The organism is Rhizobium pisi (assembly GCF_003938655.1).
Taxonomy (GTDB): domain Bacteria; phylum Pseudomonadota; class Alphaproteobacteria; order Rhizobiales; family Rhizobiaceae; genus Rhizobium; species Rhizobium pisi.
Genome location: NZ_RJJT01000015.1, coordinates 82,117 through 102,652 on the forward strand (window position 1 = coordinate 82,117; position 20,536 = coordinate 102,652).

The window sequence follows — 20,536 nt, forward strand, 5'->3', positions numbered from 1 at the left end:
TTCATTCACTCCCGATAGAGTAGGGCCCGATAGAGCAGGGCCTGGAATTGAGGAGATGGAGAGCGCCTCAAGGCGCTCTCATTAAAGCTTTGCTTCGGCAGCCGCAACGATGGCGTCGGCGGTGATGCCGAAATGCTTGAAGACGTCCTTCGCAGGGCCGGACGCGCCGAAGCCCTTCATGCCGACAAAGCTGCCTTCCGGGCCAATGAAGGCATCCCAGCCTTCGCGGACGGCGGCTTCGACGGCGATCTTGACCGGCGAGTTGCCGAGGACTTCCTGGCGATAGGCTTCCGGCTGATCGAAGAACAGTTCGGTGCAGGGAACGGATACGACACGGGTTCTGACACCCTTGCCTTCCAGTGTTGCGCGGGCGGCAACGGCGAGTTCCACTTCCGAACCGGACGCGAAGATCGTGACCTTGGCGTCGGCGTTGCCGGCGAGCGTATAGGCGCCGAGTTCGCAGAGGTTCTTCTCATTGTACTCGGTGCGGACGGTCGTCAGGTTCTGACGGGTGAGAGCCAGAGCGGACGGATGATCCTTGCTCTTCATGGCGATCTGCCAGCATTCCGCGGTTTCGACTGCGTCGGCCGGGCGGAAGACGCGCAGGTTCGGCACCGCACGCAGGCCGGCGATCTGTTCGACCGGCTGATGGGTCGGCCCGTCCTCGCCGACGCCGATCGAGTCGTGGGTCAGCACGTGGATGACACGGATGCCCATGAGCGAGGCGAGGCGGATCGGCGGACGGCAATAATCGGAGAAGATCAGGAAGCCGCCGCCGTAGGGAATGAGGCCACCGTGCAGCGCGATACCGTTCATGGCCGAGGCCATGCCGTGCTCGCGGATGCCCCAGTGCATATAACGACCGGCGAAATCTGTCGGCGTGATCGAGTGCATCTGGCTGGTTTTGGTATTGTTCGACGGCGTCAGGTCGGCGGAGCCGCCGAGCGTTTCCGGCACAAAGCCGTTGATGACTTCAAGTGCGTCTTCGGATGCCTTGCGCGAGGCGATCGTCGGCTTGGTTTCGGCAAGCTTCTTCTTATAGTCGTCGATGGCCTTGTCGAAGCCTTCAGGCAGGTCTCCGGCAAAACGGCGGCTGAACTCGGCCTTGGCAGGCGACTTGGCAAGCGTCTCTTCCCATGCCTTGACGATACTGTCAGAGCGAGTGCCGGCTGCGCGCCATTCCTCAAGAAGATCGGAGGGGATGACGAAGGGCTCGTAATCCCAGTTCAGCGCCTTGCGGGCGGCGGCGATTTCCTCGGCGCCGAGCGGGTTGCCGTGCACCTTGTGGGAGCCCTGCTTGTTCGGAGCACCGAAGCCGATGATCGTCTTGCAGGCGATGAAGGTCGGGCGGTCGGAGTTGTGGGCGGCTTCGATCGCAGCGGCGATGGCGGCCTGGTCGTGACCGTCGATCTCGATCGTATTCCAGTGAACAGCCTTGAAGCGGGCGATCTGGTCGGTGGAGTCCGACAGCGAGACGGCGCCGTCGATGGTGATCGAGTTGTTATCCCAGAAGAGGATCAGCTTGTTCAGCTTCAAATGGCCGGCAAGCGCGATCGCCTCATGGCTGATGCCTTCCATCAGGCAGCCGTCGCCATTGATGACGTAGGTATAGTGATCCTGCAGCTCCGCGCCGAATTCCTCGCGCAGCTTACGCTCAGCAATCGCCATGCCGACGGCATTGGCAATGCCCTGGCCGAGCGGGCCTGTGGTGGTTTCGATGCCCGTGGCATGGCCGTATTCCGGATGGCCGGCGGTCTTCGAGCCGAGCTGGCGGAACTGCTTCAGATCCTCGACCGTCATGTCGGGGTAGCCGGTCAAATACAGCAGCGAGTAGAGCAGCATCGAGCCGTGGCCGGCGGAAAGAACGAAGCGGTCGCGGTTCGGCCAATGCGGCTTCTTGGGGTCGAAGCGCAGATACTTGGTGAAAAGGACCGTTGCCACGTCAGCCATGCCCATCGGCATGCCAGGGTGGCCGGAGTTCGCCTTTTCAACGGCATCCATGGCGAGGAAGCGGATCGCATTTGCCATCCGGTCATTTTGTTGGAGAGAGGTCATGGCTTTTCTGCAAACTCCGGGTGTCGGGGGATGGCCTCGAGCCTCCAAGACCATCGAGTGAAAGCGGCTGAGACATAGCAGTTGGGGCTGGCAAGTCAATAAATGGCGGGCCAAATCCGGGTGGCTCGCAGTGTTTTTTGACATTTGATCGCGTGATTGCACAAAAGTCGAATCTTGCGTCGCGGACACGCGGAAAGCATTCATCCACAGGATAGGCCGGCGCGCAGATGACGGCATTTATTGACGGGTCGTCGGCGAGCTGCATATCCTCTTGAAATGACAGGATCGGCGCTGAGGGCCGATTCGCAGATCCTGCACGGGAATCGAAAAGGCATGACGCCCACGGGCAAAACCATGGAAGCAGCGCTCAACGAGCTGAGACAGGCGATTTCGAACCTCGAAAATGCCGTCGATATGCGCATCGAGCGGCAGCGTGAGCAGGGCGAGATCGAAGGCGAGGTTCGGCGCGTGCATGCCGACCGTTCGCGGCTGGCGCAGGAGCTCGACCAGGCTGAATTCCGTGCCAACCGGCTGGAGGAGGTCAACCGCGAGGTGTCGCGGCGGCTGGTGACGGCGATGGAAACGATCCGCGCTGTTCTGGATCGCTGATAGAAAGAGTATGGCATGGCGCAGGTGACGGTAACGATCGACGGCAAGGCCTATCGCATGGCCTGCGAGGAAGGGCAGGAGGAACACCTGACCGATCTCGCCATCCGCTTCGACCACTATGTCGCCCATCTCAAGGGTCAGTTCGGCGAAATCGGCGATCTCAGGATCACCGTCATGGCTGGCATCATGATCATGGACGAGATTTCCGAGCTGACGCGCCGCGTTGCCGGGCTGGAATCCGAACTCGAATCGCTGCGCGGCAATCGCGACACCGTGCTTGCCGCGACAGCACGCACGGAGGAAAACCTGGCTGCGGCGTTGAGCGAAGTGTCGAGCCGAATCCGCGGCATCACCGACAAGCTGAATGGCCGCGCGGCGCCCGAACTCAATTAAATAGGGACGGCCTGCCGTCGCCACTGGCGCGTCAGCGCAAACGACCTTATATATCGCGATGCGGTCTGCGCCTCTCGACAGGAACCACAATCCCTGGGGCCATACTCGATCCAAAGGGAGCTGTCCCTGGCCAGGCCTGTGGGCCTGGGCACACGGCGCCCACCTACGTTTGTAGGCACCCAGGATCGTAAACATCCACCGGTGGTCGTGGATCGCACCCTTCCCTTTTTTGTCGGCAAAGACGCATGGTGTGGCGGGCGAACGCGAAGTGCGCGTCCGCCCTTTTTAACGCGTCTATTACTTCTTCAGGCCGGGAAGCGTGACCTGGAAGACCTGGAACATCGTGTCGACGTCGGCGCCGCCCTCCGCCTTGTAGGCTGCGCCCACCTGGAAACCATCCTGCGTCAGGAAGTCGTTGTCGTTGGCGACGAACAGGAAGTAGTCGTCCGGCAGGTTCGGGTCGAGAACGCTTGCAAGACCCATGGCTTCCCATTTTTCCGACAAATTGTTTTTGTCGTTCGGCGCGCCATTGTGCAGGCCGAAACGGGCAAGATCGGCCTTGTCGTTGAGGTCGATGAAGGGCGTCAGCGTTGCCGGCGTCAGCGAGGGATCGACGACGCCCTTTGGCGCGATCGGCTTGCCGGCGTCGAAATCGCTGCCGGCGATGTCAGTCGCGGCGGAAAGATCGACGACGTTGATCTTGCGGTAGAGCGAGGTGTCGCCCTTCACGCCCTGGCCGTTGCCGCTGTCGCGGGACAGCATCAGGAAGGTCTTGTCGGAAAGGGCGACGATTTCGCTCTCTGCGGCGATCGTCGTCTTGTCCTTGGCATCCTTGAAGACCGGCAGCGGCACGACATATTCGTGCACCAGCTTCAGATGATCGGGGTCGGCGGCGTCATAGATCATGGCGCGGGTGTTCTGGCGGGTCGAGCTGGAATCGCCGCCATCCTGGCGGGCGGCCGACTGCAGCACCGATATGATGAACTTACCATCAGGCGTCATCGCCATGCCTTCAAGGCCCTGATTGTTCTGGCGGCCGGTCTCCGGGTCCTTCGGATCGGGCGCGGCGGCGCCGGGGCCGGGGTTGTTGGAGGCAAAGCTCAGCGCGCCCTTGCGCATCGGCAAAAGCGCCTTCGGCGGCTGGGTGGCCGAGAGCAGATGGCCGTCGGCCGAGAAGCGATAGATGTAGGGGCCGTATTCGTCGCTGACGAACATGGTGCCGTCGGCCATGCGGACGATCGCCTCGTTGTCGAGCGCAATCTTGCCGTTCACAGCCTGCGGCAGTGGCGGGAAGTTGCCGGCAGCGGGGCGGACACCGGATTCCGGATCGAGACCGGTCATGTCCCCACCCTTGTCATCGAGGAAGAGCATGGAATCGGTAAGCTTTGCGTCGACGCCCGACTGTTCCTTGCCGGCCTTGGGGGCAGCACCCGGAGCGGTCGGGGTCAGGCCGATCGAGATGGTGTTCAGGCGAGGGCGATAATCGACGGTGCCGGCGACGTTGTAACCGCGGTCGGGCAGCAGGTAGAGCGTGCCCTTGTAGCTGGCGCCGTCGCGGCTCCAGGCGGCGGGATCGATCGCCATGCCGGAGCCGGAGCCGAAGGTTTCACCGAATTTGTCACGCTGGTTGGCCGGGATGCGGCCAACGCCGACCAGGCCCTTGTTGACGAAGGTGAGGCTGCCGACGGTGGCGGAATTCTCAGCGCTCGCGACGGCCGGAATGGCGGCGGATGCCCCGAGAATAGCGGCGAACAGCCGCGATGCATATGGTCTGACGTTCTTCATGAAATAGCCTCTCGGTCAAAAGCGTTCCTGCAACGGTGCCCCACCCGCAGGCTGGACTCCGGCTCAAATGAAATCCGGCTTTGGATTCAGTTTCCTGAGGGCAGAACACACCCCGGATTTCGTCTCCCCGTGTCCCGGGCTAACGGTCTAAGGCGGGATCGTGATATCTGGATGACGCTTTGGCAGGCAGTTTTTCCGCTCTGGCCCTAAAGCATGTTGCGATCTCAAACTGCTGTACAGTTTTGCGCGACATACTCTAGCCGACCGGATAAGGCCCTTCGGCAAAGACCTCGTCGTGATAGCCTTTGGAACCGACATCGAGCGCCAGCGGGCTTCGCCATTCCCTTCGGTCGCGCAGGCAATCCAGCAGGAAGCGGAAATCATATCGCGGCTGCCAGCCGAGTTCTCGCCTTGCGCGTTCGTTGACATAGACGCGATCGAGCGTCGGGAACATCTTCCAGCCGCGTTCGGCATAGAGGGCGCCCGCGCCCGGAAAGAGCCGCTCGACGACAGCAGGCGCGTCTTCCCTGATCTCGGCGAGATCGCCCGGCGAAAACGGCGTCGTGGCGGAGATGATGTAGCGGCCGAAGCCGATTGCCGGCGCTCTTTCGAGTGCGAGAAGATGGGCGGCGACCACATCGCTGATATCGACGCGGCGATGAAGCAGCTCGTTGGCCTGGGCATTTTCCGGCGAGTAGCGGCTGCGAATATCATGATCGTCGTCGCTTTCGGGGAAGAAGCGCGAGGTCCGGAGAATGACGACAGGCAGGCGGGATTTACGGGCGAAGAGTTCGCAGACGTCTTCGGCAGCGAGTTTCGTCACGCCGTAGATGTTCCTTGCAACAGGAAGCACGTCCTCGGTGACCCATGCCGCCGGTTCGCCGGCGGCCGGCGTCAAGGCTGCACCGAAGGCGCTGGTGGTGCTGGTGAAGACGAAGCTTGAAACACCCGCGGCGGTCGCTTCTTCGAGCAGGTTCAATGTGCCGCCGACATTGGTGTCGAGGAAATCGCGATTGCCGTGGGTCGCCACATGCGGTTTATGCAGCGTCGCGGCGTGGAGGACATGGCTGACACCAGACATGGCCTGCTTGATGAAGGCGCGATCGCCGATCGAACCGACCATATCGGTAAAAGCCGAGGGTTTGATGTCGATACCGCGCGCCCACCGGCTTTCCGCCCTCAGGCTGCGCATCAGCGCCTCGCCGAGATGGCCGGCACTTCCCGTCACCAATATCGTCATCGCATCGTCTCCTGCCGTTTCGGGGGGGGACGCTATAAAGGCCGAGGTTTCCGGACAACGCATAAATTATGCATGGGCGTGCAGGAAAGCTGCAGGCTCAGCCGACGGTCGTGACGAGGCGGCCGGCGCTGCCATCGGACAGCGTGATCCGTTCCCAGGTCACGCGGCCGGCGGCGATCGGCAGCAGCGCGTTGTCGTTCGCGCCGGTTTCGAAGGTCAGCGACAGGAGCTTGCCCTCATGCCAGCCGCGCTCCTCCAGTGAATGTTCTGCAGCGGCGATTTCGGCGGAGGCATAGGAGAACAGCGAGCGGCCGAGGAAGGCGCCGAGCGGCGCGCGCCATTCCGCCTGCCGGGGCCAGGAGGCGGAGAGCAGCCGATGGGTGCCGTCACAGATCAGGTGCACCGGCCGGATGGAATCCTCGACCAGCCGCTTCAGCGCCGCATCGGCCGCGGTATGTTGCGGCGAGGCGAAAATCCGTTCCAGCGCGATTGCCTGTTCGGGCGAGAGGGCGAGTTGATTGCGCTCCCAGCGCGAGACGGTCGCCTGGTTGACGCCGAGGAGTTCGGCGAGATGCTGCTGCTTCATGGTGCGCAGCCGCCGCATGCGGCGTATGCCGGTCCCCGATATCGTCATCGTCCTGCCCAATGCTTTTTTGCCAGAATAAGGCCTCGGTGGGCCGGGCGGCAAGTCTTGGCTGCCCGAAGCCTGTTTCTCCGGCCGTGCATCTATCGGCTGTTTGACGTCAGGATATTTATTCCGGCTGGCCTTCGAGATCGTTTCTCAATCGGTCGAGGATCGAGAGCGCGTGGCCGGCATAGGCGCTGATCCAGCGGTCGTAGATATGCTTGATCGGCAGGCTGTTCAGGTGGTTCCAGCGCTCGCGGCCTTCCTTCCTGGCGATGACCAGATCGGCCTCCTCCAACACTTTCAGATGCTGCATCACTGTGCAGCGGTCCATCTCAGGAAAGAAGTCGCAAAGGGCGCCTGTCGTGCGGGGTGCATCCTTGAGGATGTCGAGGATTTCCCGCCGGCGATGATGGGCCAGCGCCTTGAAAACAGGATCGTCCTTTGATTCGCTTGACATGTTATGTTTTTATAACATAATGACGCCAGGTGCAATGGAGAAGAGGAGAACCGCCATGTCTCTCGGAATCCGCATTTCCGGCCGTATCGGTCGTCCCGTCGCAGACGTGTTCGATGCCGTCGTCAATCCGAAGAAGCTCAGCAGCTATTTCACCACGATCGGCGGGGCGAGCGCGCCGCTCGTTCAGGGCACGACGGTGACCTGGTGGAAGGATGCGCCGGTCGAAGTGGTCGAGCTCGTGCCGGAAAGCCGCATCGTGCTCCGCTGGGACGGCGGCGCAGCGGAGGACAAGACGAGATACAAAACGCTGGTAGAAATGAACTTCAAGCCGCTGGAGGATGGCGGCACGCTGGTGACGATTGCCGAAAACGGCTGGCGCGAGGACGAGGCCGGCCGGCGCGGCACTTATCTCAACTGCGAGGGCTGGACACAGATGCTTTGCAGCATGAAGGCCTTCGTTGAATACGGCATCAATCTGCGCGAGGGCATGTATCTCAGCGAAATGAAGGGCGAGCCGGCGAGCGCGCCAGATGTTTGACCAACATGCTGGCCTTGAAGAGGTCGGCGGCGCATAGGCAGACTTCGCTTGCCTGTCACACTGCGGGTGCTAATTTCCGGAGTCGATACTTCATCTCGGTTCCAGGAGATTCATTATGCAGCTTGGTATGGTTGGTTTGGGCCGCATGGGCAATTACATGGTCCAGCGGTTGATGCGGGGCGGTCACGAATGCGTCGTCTACGACGCCAGGCCGGAAAGCGTTGCCGAGCTCGTGGGCCTCGGTGCGACCGGTAGCGCATCGCTCGAAGAATTCGTCTCGAAGCTCGCGCATCCGTGCGCGATCTGGCTGATGCTGCCGGCGGCGATCGTCGACAAGGTGCTGGCGAGCCTGGTGCCACTCTTGCAGAATGGCGATATCGTCATCGACGGCGGCAACTCCTATTACCACGACGACATTCGCCGTGGCGCCGAGCTCATCAGCAAGGGCATCCATTATGTTGACGTCGGCACCAGCGGCGGCGTCTTCGGCCTCGAGCGCGGCTATTGCCTGATGATCGGCGGCGAGAAGGGCACCGTCCAGCACCTTTCCCCGATCTTTGCGGCGCTCGCACCCGGCGCCGGCACCACGGAAGCCTCGCCGAACCGCACCGCCGAAGCAGTTGCGGCCAGCACCGCCGAGCAGGGCTATCTTCATTGCGGCCCGCACGGGGCCGGCCATTTCGTCAAGATGGTGCATAACGGCATCGAATACGGCCTGATGGCCGCTTATGCCGAAGGCCTGAACATCCTGAAACATGCCAATATCGGCGCCGCCTCGCACGAGGCCGATGCGGAAACCGCGCCGCTCGCGCATCCCGAACATTTCCAATACGACTTCAATCTGCAGGATGTCGCGGAAGTCTGGCGCCGCGGCAGCGTCATCACCTCCTGGCTGCTCGATCTCACGGCCGATGCGCTGCATGTCGATCCGGCGCTGTCGAAATATGCGGGACGTGTCTCCGACAGCGGCGAAGGCCGCTGGACGATCATGGCGGCAATCGACGAAAGTGTGCCGACGCCGGTGCTGAGCGCTGCGCTCTACGGCCGCTTCTCCTCGCGCGACAATGACGAGTTCGCCAATAAGGTGCTGTCTGCGATGCGTGCGGGCTTCGGCGGCCACGTGGAAAAGCCGGCTCCGAAATCCTGAAGGCAGGCGGCTCTTTCCGCCGTTTGGAACAACGCCGCCATCCTGAGTCAGCGGGCTTAACGGCCTCGGCCCGGGAAGGCGGCGACATCCGCCCCGGCACACTTTCGGACGACATGCATTAGCCATCGGTATGGTTTTCCTACGGCTTGCTGGCGGCAGCGGTCGCGAGTATCCATTGCTGAAAAGGGAAATGTCGAGGCTGCTTCGTCCAAGCGGCCGGCACTCCATTGGAGGCGGTTATGGAGCGTGGCAGGGCAGCGGGCTTGAAGGCCGCCATATCAGGTGTGCTGGCCGTCATTGTGCTTTCGGGAGCGTTTTCGCCGGGCTTTGCCCAGACGCCACCCGCGCAAGCGCCGGCCGCGGCCGCCCCGCCGGCCCAGGTGCGTGAGATGATGCAGCTCATGCAGACGCCTGAGGTCAAGCAGTGGATGTCGACGCAGATGGCGGCGACGCCGGCCGGAAATGCGGCGGCTGAAAACCAGATGTCGGTCCTGTCAGGCCTGCTGCAGCATGCCCGTCGGCATGTGTCGATGGTCTCCGATGCGGCGATGACGCTGCCTTCGCAGATCGGCAACGCCTCCTCGCTGCTCTTCGGCGAAATCGCCGCCAACGGCGGGATGCGCATGGCGGCGCAGTTCCTGGCGATTTTCCTGCTCGGCGGGATCGTAGAAATCATTGCCCGTCATGTCTTCCGCCGCCGCCGCCATCGGTTGGCGCAGCTGGCGGGCATGCATCTGGCGCCGCGCGTCATCCCGGCGCTGATCTTTGCGGCAACAACGGTGCTCACGCTTCTCAGCTTGGGCTGGCCGCCGTTCAGCCAGAGCATCGCGATCGTCTGCGTCGTTGCGCTGATCGTCCAGCGCTTTACGATCTGCCTCGGCGGCGTGCTGGTCGATCTCATCGGGCTGGCACGGGCCGAAGAAGAACGGCAGGGCATCACCGATCCGACCATGCCGGGCCGTGCCGTCGCACTCTTCTGGTATCGCCGTTGCGCGACCTTCATCATCTATTTCGTTTTCGGATGGGCGGTGATCCAGTCGATGGAGCCGCTCGGCTATTCCCCGAGTGTCCGGCTCCTCGTCGGCTACTTCCTCGGCATCGGCCTGCTGCTCATTGCGATCGAGGCGGTCTGGTCGCGGCCGCACAAGGACGAAAGGCGCGGCCACGGGATCTCCTGGGCGCTCACCGTCTATTTCCTGCTGCTCTGGAGCCTCTGGGTCTCGGGCTTCAACTGGCTGCTCTGGCTCGGCGTCTACGCACTGCTGCTGCCGCGCGTGCTCGCCGTCTCGACGCTTGCGGTGAAGTCGCTCCAGCAGACCGAAGCGAGCTTCCTTGCCACGCGTCGCATCGCGACCGTGCTGCTCGACCGCGGCGTGCGCGCGCTGATCATCGCCGTTGCCGCCGTCTGGCTCGGGCGGATGCTCGGCGTCGGCGCCGACACGATGGCTGCCGGCGATACGATGGTCGACAAGATCGCCCGCGGTGTCATCGGCGGCATCGTCATCCTGCTGGCGGCCGACCTGTTGTGGCACGTCGTCAAGGCCTATATCGACGGCCAGCTGCTCGACTCCCCCCTGGACGGGGCTGCCACGGACGAGGAGAAGGCCAAACGCGCGCGGATGCAGACGCTGCTGCCGATCTTCCGCAACATCCTTGCCGTCGTGATCGCCGTCATTGCGGTGCTGATGGTGCTTTCGGGCCTCGGTATCGAGATCGGACCGCTGATTGCCGGTGCCGGCGTCGTCGGCGTCGCGGTCGGCTTCGGCGCGCAGACGATCGTCAAGGACGTCATCAGCGGCATGTTCTATCTCTGGGACGATGCCTTCCGCGTCGGCGAATATATCGAAAGCGGCAGCCACAAGGGTGTGGTCGAAGCCTTTAGCCTGCGCTCGGTGAAACTCAGACACCATCGCGGGCCGCTGACGACGGTGCCTTTCGGCGAACTCGGCGCGGTGAAGAACCTCAACCGCGACTGGACGATCGACAAGATCAGCCTCAACGTCAAATACGACACCGATCTCGTCAAAGCGAAGAAGGTGATCAAGCAGATCGGGCAAACGCTGCTCGAAAATCCGGAATTCGGGCCGCATATCATCGAGACGCTGAAGATGAAGGGTGTCGAACAGTTCGGCGAATTCGCCATCGAGATCCGCCTGTCGATGATGACAAAGCCCGGCGAACAATTCGTCATCCGCCGCAATGCGCTGGCGATGATCCGCAATGCCTTCAAGGAAAACGGCATCGAATTCGCCGTGCCGACGGTGCAGGTGGCGGGCGATCGCGACGCGGATGTGGATGCTGCCGTCGCGCGCTACGCTGCGCATGCACGGGCCGGCAGTGAACCGGCCGCATGAGGGCAGGCGCCTTCTGCATACCGGCTTCTCCGCGCATTCAAATCTCCGTCGTGGCGGCAAGGCATTCGTAACTTACGAAAATGCAATGTGATGTTAAGCGCGCCTGCGCAAATTCGCCCCAATTGAGGATGATGGAGGCGCAGGCGGCGGGCTGGGGTAGCGTCGGGCAGGGCTTCATAGAGCTTATATGCCTCTTATGTTACGTCATTTCGGAAATGATTCCCCACCAGCTGGAAATTGCGCGCAGGTAAGAGATGTCGGGTCACGACAATTTGGAAGAAATGGAAGAGACGGACGGTTTTTTCCTCGGGCTTTTCAGACGTTACAGGACGCCGCTGACGGCAGCAGCGACACTGGTGGTCTTCTGCCTCGTCGGTTACGCGATCATGCAGCTCACCAACGAGGTGCGCTATGACGACGTCGTCGATGCACTGGCGGCGACCCGGCCGAGCGCGATTCTGCTCGCGCTGTTCTTCACGGCGCTCAGTTTCCTCTCGCTTGTTTTCTACGATCTCAACGCCATCGAATATATCGGCAAGAAGTTGCCCTTTCCGCACGTGGCGCTGACGGCGTTCAGCGCCTATGCCGTCGGCAATACCGCCGGTTTCGGCGCGCTTTCAGGCGGCGCGATCCGCTACCGCGCCTATACGCGCCTCGGGCTCTCGCCGGAGGATATCGGCCGGATCATCGCCTTCGTTACGCTCTCCTTCGGTCTCGGGCTTGCGGGTGTCGCGGCGATCGCCCTCCTCATCATCGCCGACGAGATCGGGCCGCTCATCGGTGTCAGCGCCTTGTTTCTCCGGTTGATCGCCGGCTCGATCATCGCCATTCTCGGCGCAGCGATGATCATCGGCCGCGAGGGCCGCGCGCTCAATCTCGGCCCTGTGGAAATCCGCCTGCCGGATTCGCGCACCTGGTCGCGCCAGTTCCTCGTCACCGCCTTCGATATCGCCGCTTCGGCCTCTGTGCTGTACGTGCTGCTGCCGCAGACGGCGATCGGCTGGCCGGTCTTCCTCGCCGTCTATGCGATCGCCGTCGGTCTTGGCGTGCTGAGCCATGTTCCGGCCGGTTTGGGCGTGTTCGAAACCGTGATCATCGCGTCGCTCGGCAGCGCGGTGAACATCGATGCCGTGCTCGGATCGCTGGTGATCTACCGGCTCATCTACCATGTGTTGCCGCTTTTGATCGCCGTGCTCGCCGTGTCGGCGGCGGAGCTGCGTCGTTTCGTCGATCATCCGGCCGCCTCCAGCATGCGGCGCATCGGCGGGCGGCTGATGCCGCAGCTGCTTTCGGCGCTCGCGCTGCTGCTCGGCGTCATGCTGGTGTTTTCGAGCGTGACGCCGACGCCGGACCAGAATCTGGAATTCCTCTCCAACTATCTGCCGCTGCCGATGGTCGAAGGAGCGCATTTCCTCTCCAGCCTGCTCGGGCTGGCACTCGTCGTCGCTGCGCGCGGCCTCGGCCAGCGGCTCGACGGCGCCTGGTGGGTGGCCGTGTTCTCGGCGCTTGCCGCGCTGACTTTGTCGCTCCTGAAGGCGATCGCGCTTGTCGAAGCTGCTTTTCTGGCCTTCCTGATCTTCGGGCTCTTCGTCAGCCGCCGGCTTTTTACCCGCCACGCGTCGCTGCTCAACCAGGCGCTGACGGCGTCCTGGCTGATGGCGATCGCCGTCATCGTCGTCGGCGCTGTCGTCATCCTGCTCTTCGTCTATCGCGATGTCGAATACAGCAACCAGCTCTGGTGGCAGTTCGAATTCACCGCCGAGGCGCCGCGCGGGCTGCGCGCCGTGCTCGGCATCACCATCATCTCGTCGGCGATCGCCATTTTCAGCCTGCTCCGACCGGCGACCTTCCGGCCGGAACCGGCGACCGACGAGGCGCTGGTGCGCGCCGTCGAGATCGTCGGCAAGCAAGGCAATGCCGACGCCAATCTGGTGCGCATGGGCGACAAGAGCATCATGTTTTCCGAGAAGGGAGACGCCTTCATCATGTACGGCCGGCAGGGCCGCTCATGGATCGCGCTGTTCGACCCGGTCGGCGATCATCGCGCCGTGCAGGAGCTCGTCTGGCGTTTCGTCGAAGCGGCGCGTGCGGCGGGCTGCCGCGCCGTCTTCTACCAAATCTCGCCGGCGTTGCTTTCCCATTGCGCCGATGCCGGCCTTCGCGCCTTCAAGCTCGGCGAACTGGCGGTGGCGGATCTCAGGACCTTCGAGATGAAGGGCGGCAAATGGGCGAACCTTCGCCAGACGGCAAGCCGCGCCCAGCGCGACGGGCTGGAATTCGCCGTCGTCGAACCCGAGAACGTGCGCGAGATCATCGATGATCTCGCCGCTGTTTCCACAGCCTGGCTCGAACATCACAACGCCAAGGAAAAGGGCTTCTCGCTTGGCTCCTTCGATCCCGACTACGTCTCGGCGCAGCCGGTCGGCATCCTGAAAAAAGACGGCAGGATCGTTGCTTTCGCCAATATCCTCGTCACCGAATCCAGGGAGGAGGGCACGATCGATCTCATGCGCTTCTCTCCCGACGCGCCGAAGGGCTCGATGGACTTTCTCTTCGTGCAGATCATGGAGTATCTGCGCGGCCAGGGTTTCACCCACTTCAATCTCGGCATGGCGCCCCTCTCCGGCATGTCGAAACGCGAGGCGGCGCCCGTCTGGGACCGCATCGGCAGCACCGTTTTCGAACACGGCGAGCGGTTCTATAACTTCAAAGGCCTTCGGGCATTCAAATCCAAGTTTCATCCGCACTGGCAACCGCGTTATCTTGCGGTCTCCGGAGGGGGCAATCCGATGATCGCGTTGATGGACGCGACGTTTCTGATCGGGGGCGGATTGAAAGGGGTAGTGAGAAAATGATCAGAACAATTCTTCTTGCCACGGCATGCGCCTGCATGATCGCGGCCGCACCGGCAAGCGCCGCCGAAGAGACGACACAGGACTTCGAAACCGGGCTTATCCCGTCGCCGCACATCTTCCTGCCGGAAGGCGAGGTCAAGGGCACGGTGATGCTGATCTCGGATGCCGCCGGCTGGGGCGACTATGAGAAGGCCGAAGCCGACAGGCTGGTTGCCGAGGGCGCCGTCGTCATCGGTGTCGACTTTCCCTCTTATATCGAGGCGCTCAACCGGTATGACGTCAGCCTCAATGACGGCTGCATCTACATGGTCTCGGATATCGAATCGCTCAGCCAGCAGGTGCAGCGCGCGACCGGCAACAACGCCTATCATCTTCCGATCGTCGCCGGGATCGGCGAGGGCGGGGCCCTGGCGCTGGCGATAGCCGCGCAGACGCCGGATGCGACGATCGGCCAGACGCTTGCCGTCGATCCGCTCGCCGGGATTCCCCTTAGCAAGGAACTTTGCACGCCGGCTTCCAAGAAAGTGGTCGGCCAGCGCACGGTCTATGGCCTCAGCGAAGGCGCCCTGCCGGATCCCGTCATAACGGTCTTCACGCCCAAGGCTGACAAGGACGGTCGGGCGCATGCCGAGGCGCTGAAGAAGGCCCATTCCGAGATCGAGATCCGCGATTCCACCGACGACGCGCAGACGGTGTTTGCCGATACGCTCGACGATCTCGTGACCGCTTCCGGCGCTTTCGGCAATCCGCTCGGCCTGCCGCTGGCGGTGCTGGAGGCGACGCCCGCCTTCGATACGATGGCGGTGATCTATTCCGGCGACGGCGGCTGGCGCGACATCGACAAGGAAGTCGGCGGCAAGTTGCAGAAGGAAGGCATTCCCGTCGTCGGCATCGATTCGCTCCATTATTTCTGGTCGGAACGCAAGCCGGAAGAAACTGCCGGCGATCTTTCGAAGATCATCGACTTCTATCGCAAGCAGTGGAAGGTGAAACGCGTGCTGCTCGTCGGCTACTCCTTCGGCGCCGATGTCGTGCCTGCGACCTACCAGCTCCTCAAGCCGGCCGAGAAGTCCGCGGTGGCGCAATTGTCGCTGCTCTCGCTGTCGCATCAAGTCGACTACGTCATCTCCGTTCTCGGCTGGCTCGGCCAGAAGACCGAAGGGGCGGGAGGCGATCCCATCGCCGATCTGAAGAACGTCGATCCGAAGCTCGTGCAATGCATCTACGGCAAGGACGACGATGACGATGTCGCCTGTCCGGCACTGAAGGATAGCGGGGCCGAAGTCGTCGAACTGCCCGGCGATCATCACTTCGACGAGAACTACGACCTCCTCACCAAGTCGATCATCGACGGGCTGAAGAAGCGGCTGCAGGATTAGAGGCAGCTCTTGAATTCACATAGCCCGGAAATCGATTTCTGTTTCCGGGTTATGTGCTACCGCATCAGCTTTTCTTCGTTCCAGCCGAGCTCCGCGACCTCCCTGCCGCGAAACCGTGCATCGTCGGCGACGATGAATTCATCGAGCTGCGGCGGGGCGACGCTGGTGCCGGCAAGCATCGCATGCACCTGGCCGCGATGATGCGTCTGGTGCTGGAAGAGATGGGCGAGCACGTCTTCCAGCCGCTCCTCCTGGATGCGGTCGCCACGGTGGAGGTTGACGGTGGAGATCAGCCTTTCCGGCGTCAGCGCTTCGCACAGCGCAACCAGTCGCTGATCGACCTTTGCCTGCGCTTGCGCCAGCGATACGACATCATCAAAGGGTTCGTCGATCTCGAAGGCCTTGAGCCCGAGCGTGCCGCCTTCCATGCCATCGACATAGAACCAGTCGACCGTGATGATGTGGTTCAAGGTTTCCTTGATCGAGGGGAAGAAGCTCGTGCGCTGCGCTTCGAATTCGCCGGGCTTCAATGCCGCGCAGGCCTGAAGCAGACGGCGGTTGGCAAGGGCATTGTTATAGGCGAGTTTGCGAAATGCCCTGACGGGATCGAAGCTCGGCATCGGCGCATCTCCTCTTCGCGCTGTTGAACTTGCCTGCGTCAGTTCTTGTCGTCGAGATTGCCGTCGCGCCAGACGAGGTGGCGTGGCGCCGCGGGCAGGGCCTCGATTTCATCGGCGATGAAGTAGGGCGGGATATCGAGTTCGGTCAGGGCCTTGCGCGTCGCCGGCATCCATTTGAATTCGAGATGATTGTCGCCGTCTTCGACGCGGTGGATGATCTCTTCCGGCCGGAAGGGGAATTCCGGCGGGATCTCCATCAGATAATAGATGCCGAGCTCGTGCCAGTCGCGCTGTTCGTAGTGGAAAAAATTCTCAACGATCCAGAGCAGGCGGGTGACGGTGACTTCGACCCCGAGTTCCTCCACCATCTCCCGTTTCAACGTCTCCTCCGACGTTTCGCCGATTTCGGCCGTGCCTCCCGGAAAGGTCCAGAAGGGCTCGTGCACGGCGCGATGGACGAGCACGTGGCCGTCGCGAAAGCCGATGCCGGCGATACGGTGGTTGAAACGCCCAGCGCCCGCAGTCAGGCGGATGTGAGTGCGCTTGGTCATGTCATTCTTATCCAAGATCGATCACGACGATTTCCGGCGGCACGCCGAAGCGGACCGGCGCAATGGAGCAGCCGAGGCCGCCTGATACAATGATATTACGCCCCTCTTCGACAATGTGGCCATAGGCGTAGCGATTGCCGTAGCGCGAGGGCACGATCGGCGAACGGCCGAGGAAGCGGATCTGCCCGCCATGGGTGTGGCCCGATAGCGTCAGCGAGACCCGCTCGGGCACGCGTGGAAAGATATCGGGCTCGTGGGCGAGCAGGATGACGGGTGCATCGTCGGTGACCTGAGCCATTGTTCCATCGAGATCGTCAAGGCCGAGAATCTGCGTGCGGCCCCATTTCCTGCCGGGCAGTAGCGCCAACTGATCTTCAAGGCCCGCGAGCCAGAAGCCGTGTCCGTCCTTTTCGAGCCGAACGGCGCGGTTGCTGTAGACGGGGATGCCGACATCGGCGAGGGCACGGTGTCCGAAGGTTTCCATCCCGCCGTTCTTCTGGGCGGTTCTGTCCTCCCACCAATCGTGATTTCCCATGATCGCATGGACGCCGAGAGGAGCGTGCAAGGTGGATAGCGCCTTGGACCATTGGCTCGAATGCACGTATTGCGTCACCATGTTCATGCCGGCGGCATAGTCGCCGAGCAGGACGGTCACGTCGCCCTCGAGCTCGTTCGCCCTGCGGCAGATCGCGGCAATGCGGCTTGCCGACATCCAGGGTTCGCAAGCATGGAGATCGGCGAGCGCGACGACGCGGAGCTTGAGCCCCGGCGTCCATCCCGGCGGCGTCAACCGGTAGCGGGTAATGCTAAGCCGCGCGAGGGGTTCATAAGCAAAGGCGTAGCCGCCGAGCGACATGACGCCCGCCACGCTGCCGCCGAGAACTTTGAAAAATCCGCGGCGGGTGATCACTCAGTCGTCCTCCTGGAACAGCCGGAACTGCGCCGCCTCCAGATCCTTGGGCGGCTGCATTCCCAGATGTTTCCACGCGATTGCGGTCAGAACGCGGCCGCGTGGCGTACGCTGAATGAAACCCTGCTGAATCATATAGGGCTCGATGATGTCCTCGATCGCGTCGCGCGGCTCGGAAAGGCCGGCAGCGATGGTTTCGATGCCGACCGGGCCGCCGCCGAAATTGACGGCAATCATGTTGAGGTAGCGCTTGTCGAGCTGGTCGAAACCGACATTGTCGACCAGCAGCCGGGTCAGCGCCTCGTCGGCGATCTCGCGGGTGACGGCTTCGGCCCTTGCCACCTCGGCGAAGTCACGCACGCGCCGCAGTAGCCGTCCGGCGATGCGGGGGGTGCCGCGGGCGCGTCTTGCGATTTCGCGCGCACCCTCTTCGGTTATCGGCAGATTCATCAGCCGCGCGCCGCGGCGCACGATCAGTTCCAGCTCCTCGACGGTGTAGAAGCTGAGCCGCACCGGGATGCCGAAGCGGTCGCGCAGTGGCGTCGTCAGCAAGCCGAGACGGGTGGTGGCCGCAACCAGCGTGAATTTCGACAGATCGATCTTCACTGAGCGCGCCGCAGGGCCTTCGCCGATAATGAGGTCGAGCTGGAAATCCTCCATGGCGGGATAGAGGATTTCCTCGACGGCGGGATTGAGGCGGTGAATCTCGTCGATGAAGAGCACGTCGCGCTCTTCGAGATTGGTGAGCAGCGCGGCGAGATCGCCGGCCTTGGCGATCACGGGGCCCGACGTCGAGCGGAAGTTGACGCCGAGTTCCTTCGCCATGATCTGCGCCAGCGTCGTTTTGCCGAGGCCGGGCGGACCGACGAAGAGCACATGGTCGAGCGCCTCGCCGCGGTTCTTCGCCGCCTCGATGAAGACCTTGAGATTGGCGCGCGCCTCTGCCTGGCCGGTGAATTCGTCCAGCGATTGCGGGCGCAGGGTGATGTCGAGATCTTCGCCCCGCTTTTCCGGCGATATCAGGCGGGCGGGTTCGCTCATGCTCTCATTCCGTTTTCAAACCTGTCACACCAATACACCAAAAGACGGCCGTCTCGACATCCCATCATCGGTTTTCCGACTTTTCACCGCGCCAGTTCCTTTAGGCCCAGCCGGATCAGTTTGGCGCTGTCGGCGCCTTCTCCTGCCGTCTTCATGGCTGCGGCAACCGCGTTCGCCGCCTGGTCGCGGGAATAGCCGAGGTTGGTGAGCGCCGAAACCGCATCGGCAACCGGTGCGGCGGCGACACCTTCACCGAGTTCCTGTTTGAGAGCGATATTGATCGCCTCTCCAGCAAAGGCCGGCGCCCGGTTCTTGAGCTCCGTGACGAGCCGCATTGCCACTTTCGGACCGACGCCCGGCGCGCGGGAGACCGCGGCGCGGTCCTGCAGGGCGATCGCATTGGCGAGTTCGCCCGGCGTCAACGTCGAGAGTACGGCAAGCGCCACCTTGGCGCCGACGCCCTGGACGCTCTGGAGCATGTTGAACCATTCCCGCTCCAATGCGCTCGTGAAGCCGAAGAGCTTCAGTTGATCCTCACGCACATAGGTCTCGATGAAGAGCACGCAGGCCTCGCCGACCGAGCCGAGCTTGGAGAGCGTACGGGCCGAGCAATAGGCGACGTAGCAGACGCCGTGCACATCGACGAGCACATAGTCTTCGCCGATCTCATCTATGGTGCCTTTCAGCTTGCCGATCATGGGTCGTGGTCTCTCAGGGGTGCGTTTCGGGAGAAATTATGTCCAGCTCCGGGAAATAAGAGCGGTAGCGCGTGTCATCGCGCGTCAGAAGGCGGTGCGATCGAATGAGGGCATGCGCGCCGATGAAGAAGTCCGGCAGGGTGCGTTCTCGCAATCCGCCGCCTCTTCGGTACTGCGCATGCGCCATGCCTGCGCGATAAGCGGCGGAAAAAGGCAAAGCCTCGCGTATCAGGTTTAACCGTGACAGGAGAAATGCAAGGGTTTCCTCGCGTGGTGTCATGCTTGCCAACTCCGCCCAGACGACGGGTGTCATGATAAATTGTGAATCCGGCCGCAGCGCGCTCAAGGTCCGTGCGGACCACTCTCGAAAACGGTTCTCCGGACCGAAGATATCGATGAAAATGTTCGTATCAATGAGGACCGAGGTCATCGCGCGGCCCCCTCAGCCATTCCATGAATTCGTCCGTCGTCATGCCGCCGGTGTCGAGAGTACCGCTCATGCTGCCGAGCCAGGATTCAAAATCGTCCGGCGACGGCTCGGCCTTGGATAGAACCACAAGGCGAGCCCCCTTTTCATCGGCAACGAAATCCACTTCCGACCCGGGGCCGATCTTCAAACGATCCCGGATATCCTTGGGAATGGTCACCTGGCCTTTTTCGGTCACACGCATGGTAATACCTCCGAGGTATTACTTATCAGCAAATAAGAACAAGTCAAGAACGCGTTACCCCGCAAGCGCCTGGCGCATCCGGTTGCTGCCGCGATTATGGGCATGGCAGATGGCGATCGCCAGGGCGTCGGCGGCGTCGTTGCCCTTGAATTCGACCTTGGGCATCAGGATCTTCAACATCATGTGGATCTGCTGCTTTTCGCCGTGGCCGACGCCGATGACGGCCTTCTTCACGGCGTTAGGGGCATATTCGGATACCGGCAGCCCAGCGCGTGCCGGCACCAGCATGGCGATGCCACGGGCCTGGCCGAGCTTCAGTGTCGCGACCGCATCCTTGTTGACGAAGGTCTGTTCGACAGCGGCTTCATCAGGCTTGTGGCTGTGAACGATTTCCGCCAGGCCATCATGCAGCTGGCAAAGGCGGGAGGCGAGGTCCATGTCGCCGTCCGAGGTCACCGTTCCCGATGCCACGAAACGCAGGGAATTGCCAAGCGTGTCGATGATTCCCCAGCCGGTGCGGCGGAGACCCGGATCGATGCCGATGATGCGAATCGTATTTTGCATAGTTCAACCTATAGCGATTGCGAAATAACTGCCATTGATAT

Annotated in this window: 20 protein-coding genes and 1 other RNA gene; 8 read left to right on the top strand and 13 right to left on the bottom strand. The window is 62.3% G+C overall.

Features of this window, described 5'->3' with window-relative positions; translation table 11 throughout:
• Positions 1-81 precede the first annotated feature (81 nt).
• A complete protein-coding gene (gene tkt, locus EFD55_RS21310; RefSeq protein WP_125847078.1) occupies positions 82-2,055 on the bottom strand; it encodes a transketolase in 1,974 nt (657 codons plus the stop codon).
• A gap of 333 nt (positions 2,056-2,388) precedes the next feature.
• Between tkt and EFD55_RS21315 the strand changes: the two genes are divergently transcribed.
• The 3 genes from EFD55_RS21315 to ssrS all read left to right on the top strand — a co-directional run bounded on the left by EFD55_RS21315 (position 2,389) and on the right by ssrS (position 3,275).
• Positions 2,389-2,664, top strand: a complete 276-nt coding sequence (locus EFD55_RS21315) for a DUF4164 domain-containing protein (protein ID WP_125847080.1) — start codon at positions 2,389-2,391, stop codon at positions 2,662-2,664.
• A 15-nt stretch (positions 2,665-2,679) separates the two neighbouring features.
• Positions 2,680-3,057 carry a cell division protein ZapA gene (locus EFD55_RS21320; protein WP_125847082.1) on the top strand — a complete coding sequence of 126 codons (378 nt, stop codon included), beginning with the start codon at positions 2,680-2,682 and terminating at the stop codon, positions 3,055-3,057.
• A gap of 59 nt (positions 3,058-3,116) precedes the next feature.
• Positions 3,117-3,275: non-coding RNA, 6S RNA (gene ssrS, locus EFD55_RS21325), on the top strand.
• Positions 3,276-3,354: 79 nt separating this feature from the next.
• Here ssrS and EFD55_RS21330 read toward each other — a convergent pair.
• From EFD55_RS21330 to EFD55_RS21345, 4 genes are all read right to left on the bottom strand, one after another.
• Positions 3,355-4,842, bottom strand: coding sequence for an esterase-like activity of phytase family protein (locus EFD55_RS21330; protein ID WP_125847084.1), 1,488 nt, complete (start codon positions 4,840-4,842; stop codon positions 3,355-3,357).
• A 256-nt stretch (positions 4,843-5,098) separates the two neighbouring features.
• Positions 5,099-6,082: an NAD-dependent epimerase/dehydratase family protein gene (locus EFD55_RS21335; protein ID WP_125847086.1), complete on the bottom strand. Its 984-nt coding sequence runs from the start codon at positions 6,080-6,082 to the stop codon at positions 5,099-5,101.
• 97 nt (positions 6,083-6,179) lie between these two features.
• Positions 6,180-6,716 (bottom strand): helix-turn-helix transcriptional regulator, encoded by a 537-nt coding sequence (locus EFD55_RS21340; RefSeq protein ID WP_125847088.1) that lies wholly within the window; start codon positions 6,714-6,716, stop codon positions 6,180-6,182.
• Positions 6,717-6,834: 118 nt separating this feature from the next.
• Positions 6,835-7,167, bottom strand: coding sequence for an ArsR/SmtB family transcription factor (locus EFD55_RS21345; RefSeq protein WP_125847090.1), 333 nt, complete (start codon positions 7,165-7,167; stop codon positions 6,835-6,837).
• A gap of 55 nt (positions 7,168-7,222) precedes the next feature.
• On the opposite strand from EFD55_RS21345, the gene EFD55_RS21350 reads away from it, so the two are divergent.
• The 5 genes from EFD55_RS21350 to EFD55_RS21370 all read left to right on the top strand — a co-directional run bounded on the left by EFD55_RS21350 (position 7,223) and on the right by EFD55_RS21370 (position 15,440).
• On the top strand, positions 7,223-7,705 hold the full coding sequence (locus EFD55_RS21350) for an SRPBCC domain-containing protein (protein WP_125847092.1): 483 nt from the start codon (positions 7,223-7,225) through the stop codon (positions 7,703-7,705).
• Positions 7,706-7,820: 115 nt separating this feature from the next.
• Positions 7,821-8,852, top strand: coding sequence for a phosphogluconate dehydrogenase (NAD(+)-dependent, decarboxylating) (gene gnd / locus EFD55_RS21355; RefSeq protein WP_125847094.1), 1,032 nt, complete (start codon positions 7,821-7,823; stop codon positions 8,850-8,852).
• A gap of 239 nt (positions 8,853-9,091) precedes the next feature.
• Complete coding sequence (locus EFD55_RS21360; protein WP_125847096.1) at positions 9,092-11,206, top strand: mechanosensitive ion channel family protein; 2,115 nt, start codon at positions 9,092-9,094, stop codon at positions 11,204-11,206.
• Positions 11,207-11,460: 254 nt separating this feature from the next.
• Positions 11,461-14,061 (top strand): bifunctional lysylphosphatidylglycerol flippase/synthetase MprF, encoded by a 2,601-nt coding sequence (mprF, locus tag EFD55_RS21365; protein WP_125847098.1) that lies wholly within the window; start codon positions 11,461-11,463, stop codon positions 14,059-14,061.
• On the top strand, positions 14,058-15,440 hold the full coding sequence (locus tag EFD55_RS21370; RefSeq protein ID WP_125847100.1) for a virulence factor family protein: 1,383 nt from the start codon (positions 14,058-14,060) through the stop codon (positions 15,438-15,440). Before mprF ends, EFD55_RS21370 begins: the two co-directional genes overlap by 4 nt.
• A gap of 56 nt (positions 15,441-15,496) precedes the next feature.
• Here the strand turns inward: EFD55_RS21370 and EFD55_RS21375 are convergent, their stop codons facing one another.
• From EFD55_RS21375 to ruvC, 8 genes are all read right to left on the bottom strand, one after another.
• Positions 15,497-16,060, bottom strand: coding sequence for a DinB family protein (locus EFD55_RS21375; protein ID WP_125847102.1), 564 nt, complete (start codon positions 16,058-16,060; stop codon positions 15,497-15,499).
• 38 nt (positions 16,061-16,098) lie between these two features.
• Complete coding sequence (locus tag EFD55_RS21380; RefSeq protein ID WP_125847103.1) at positions 16,099-16,611, bottom strand: NUDIX hydrolase; 513 nt, start codon at positions 16,609-16,611, stop codon at positions 16,099-16,101.
• 7 nt (positions 16,612-16,618) lie between these two features.
• Positions 16,619-17,521, bottom strand: coding sequence for a metallophosphoesterase (locus EFD55_RS21385; protein ID WP_125847105.1), 903 nt, complete (start codon positions 17,519-17,521; stop codon positions 16,619-16,621).
• Positions 17,522-18,562: a Holliday junction branch migration DNA helicase RuvB gene (gene ruvB, locus EFD55_RS21390; protein ID WP_125847107.1), complete on the bottom strand. Its 1,041-nt coding sequence runs from the start codon at positions 18,560-18,562 to the stop codon at positions 17,522-17,524.
• An 83-nt stretch (positions 18,563-18,645) separates the two neighbouring features.
• A complete protein-coding gene (ruvA, locus tag EFD55_RS21395; protein WP_125847109.1) occupies positions 18,646-19,260 on the bottom strand; it encodes a Holliday junction branch migration protein RuvA in 615 nt (204 codons plus the stop codon).
• Positions 19,261-19,273: 13 nt separating this feature from the next.
• Positions 19,274-19,690 carry a type II toxin-antitoxin system VapC family toxin gene (locus EFD55_RS21400; RefSeq protein ID WP_125847111.1) on the bottom strand — a complete coding sequence of 139 codons (417 nt, stop codon included), beginning with the start codon at positions 19,688-19,690 and terminating at the stop codon, positions 19,274-19,276.
• On the bottom strand, positions 19,671-19,931 hold the full coding sequence (locus tag EFD55_RS21405) for an AbrB/MazE/SpoVT family DNA-binding domain-containing protein (protein WP_125847113.1): 261 nt from the start codon (positions 19,929-19,931) through the stop codon (positions 19,671-19,673). The genes EFD55_RS21400 and EFD55_RS21405 overlap by 20 nt, the downstream gene beginning before the upstream one ends.
• Before the next feature lie 54 nt (positions 19,932-19,985).
• Complete coding sequence (ruvC, locus tag EFD55_RS21410) at positions 19,986-20,495, bottom strand: crossover junction endodeoxyribonuclease RuvC (RefSeq protein ID WP_008533049.1); 510 nt, start codon at positions 20,493-20,495, stop codon at positions 19,986-19,988.
• Positions 20,496-20,536: the final 41 nt, after the last annotated feature.

Bases quoted from the DNA above. Each gene is read 5' to 3' on its own strand.
- EFD55_RS21330 (WP_125847084.1), bottom strand. From the start codon at position 4,842: ATGAAGAACGTCAGACCATATGCATCGCGGCTGTTCGCCGCTATTCTC.
- EFD55_RS21320 (WP_125847082.1), top strand. From the start codon at position 2,680: ATGGCGCAGGTGACGGTAACGATCGACGGCAAGGCCTATCGCATGGCC.
- ruvB (WP_125847107.1), bottom strand. From the start codon at position 18,562: ATGAGCGAACCCGCCCGCCTGATATCGCCGGAAAAGCGGGGCGAAGAT.
- gnd (WP_125847094.1), top strand. From the start codon at position 7,821: ATGCAGCTTGGTATGGTTGGTTTGGGCCGCATGGGCAATTACATGGTC.
- EFD55_RS21360 (WP_125847096.1), top strand. From the start codon at position 9,092: ATGGAGCGTGGCAGGGCAGCGGGCTTGAAGGCCGCCATATCAGGTGTG.
- EFD55_RS21380 (WP_125847103.1), bottom strand. From the start codon at position 16,611: ATGACCAAGCGCACTCACATCCGCCTGACTGCGGGCGCTGGGCGTTTC.
- EFD55_RS21375 (WP_125847102.1), bottom strand. From the start codon at position 16,060: ATGCCGAGCTTCGATCCCGTCAGGGCATTTCGCAAACTCGCCTATAAC.
- mprF (WP_125847098.1), top strand. From the start codon at position 11,461: ATGTCGGGTCACGACAATTTGGAAGAAATGGAAGAGACGGACGGTTTT.
- EFD55_RS21345 (WP_125847090.1), bottom strand. From the start codon at position 7,167: ATGTCAAGCGAATCAAAGGACGATCCTGTTTTCAAGGCGCTGGCCCAT.
- EFD55_RS21340 (WP_125847088.1), bottom strand. From the start codon at position 6,716: ATGACGATATCGGGGACCGGCATACGCCGCATGCGGCGGCTGCGCACC.
- EFD55_RS21315 (WP_125847080.1), top strand. From the start codon at position 2,389: ATGACGCCCACGGGCAAAACCATGGAAGCAGCGCTCAACGAGCTGAGA.
- EFD55_RS21350 (WP_125847092.1), top strand. From the start codon at position 7,223: ATGTCTCTCGGAATCCGCATTTCCGGCCGTATCGGTCGTCCCGTCGCA.
- EFD55_RS21400 (WP_125847111.1), bottom strand. From the start codon at position 19,690: ATGACCTCGGTCCTCATTGATACGAACATTTTCATCGATATCTTCGGT.
- ruvA (WP_125847109.1), bottom strand. From the start codon at position 19,260: ATGATCGGCAAGCTGAAAGGCACCATAGATGAGATCGGCGAAGACTAT.
- EFD55_RS21335 (WP_125847086.1), bottom strand. From the start codon at position 6,082: ATGACGATATTGGTGACGGGAAGTGCCGGCCATCTCGGCGAGGCGCTG.
- EFD55_RS21370 (WP_125847100.1), top strand. From the start codon at position 14,058: ATGATCAGAACAATTCTTCTTGCCACGGCATGCGCCTGCATGATCGCG.
- EFD55_RS21405 (WP_125847113.1), bottom strand. From the start codon at position 19,931: ATGCGTGTGACCGAAAAAGGCCAGGTGACCATTCCCAAGGATATCCGG.
- tkt (WP_125847078.1), bottom strand. From the start codon at position 2,055: ATGACCTCTCTCCAACAAAATGACCGGATGGCAAATGCGATCCGCTTC.
- ruvC (WP_008533049.1), bottom strand. From the start codon at position 20,495: ATGCAAAATACGATTCGCATCATCGGCATCGATCCGGGTCTCCGCCGC.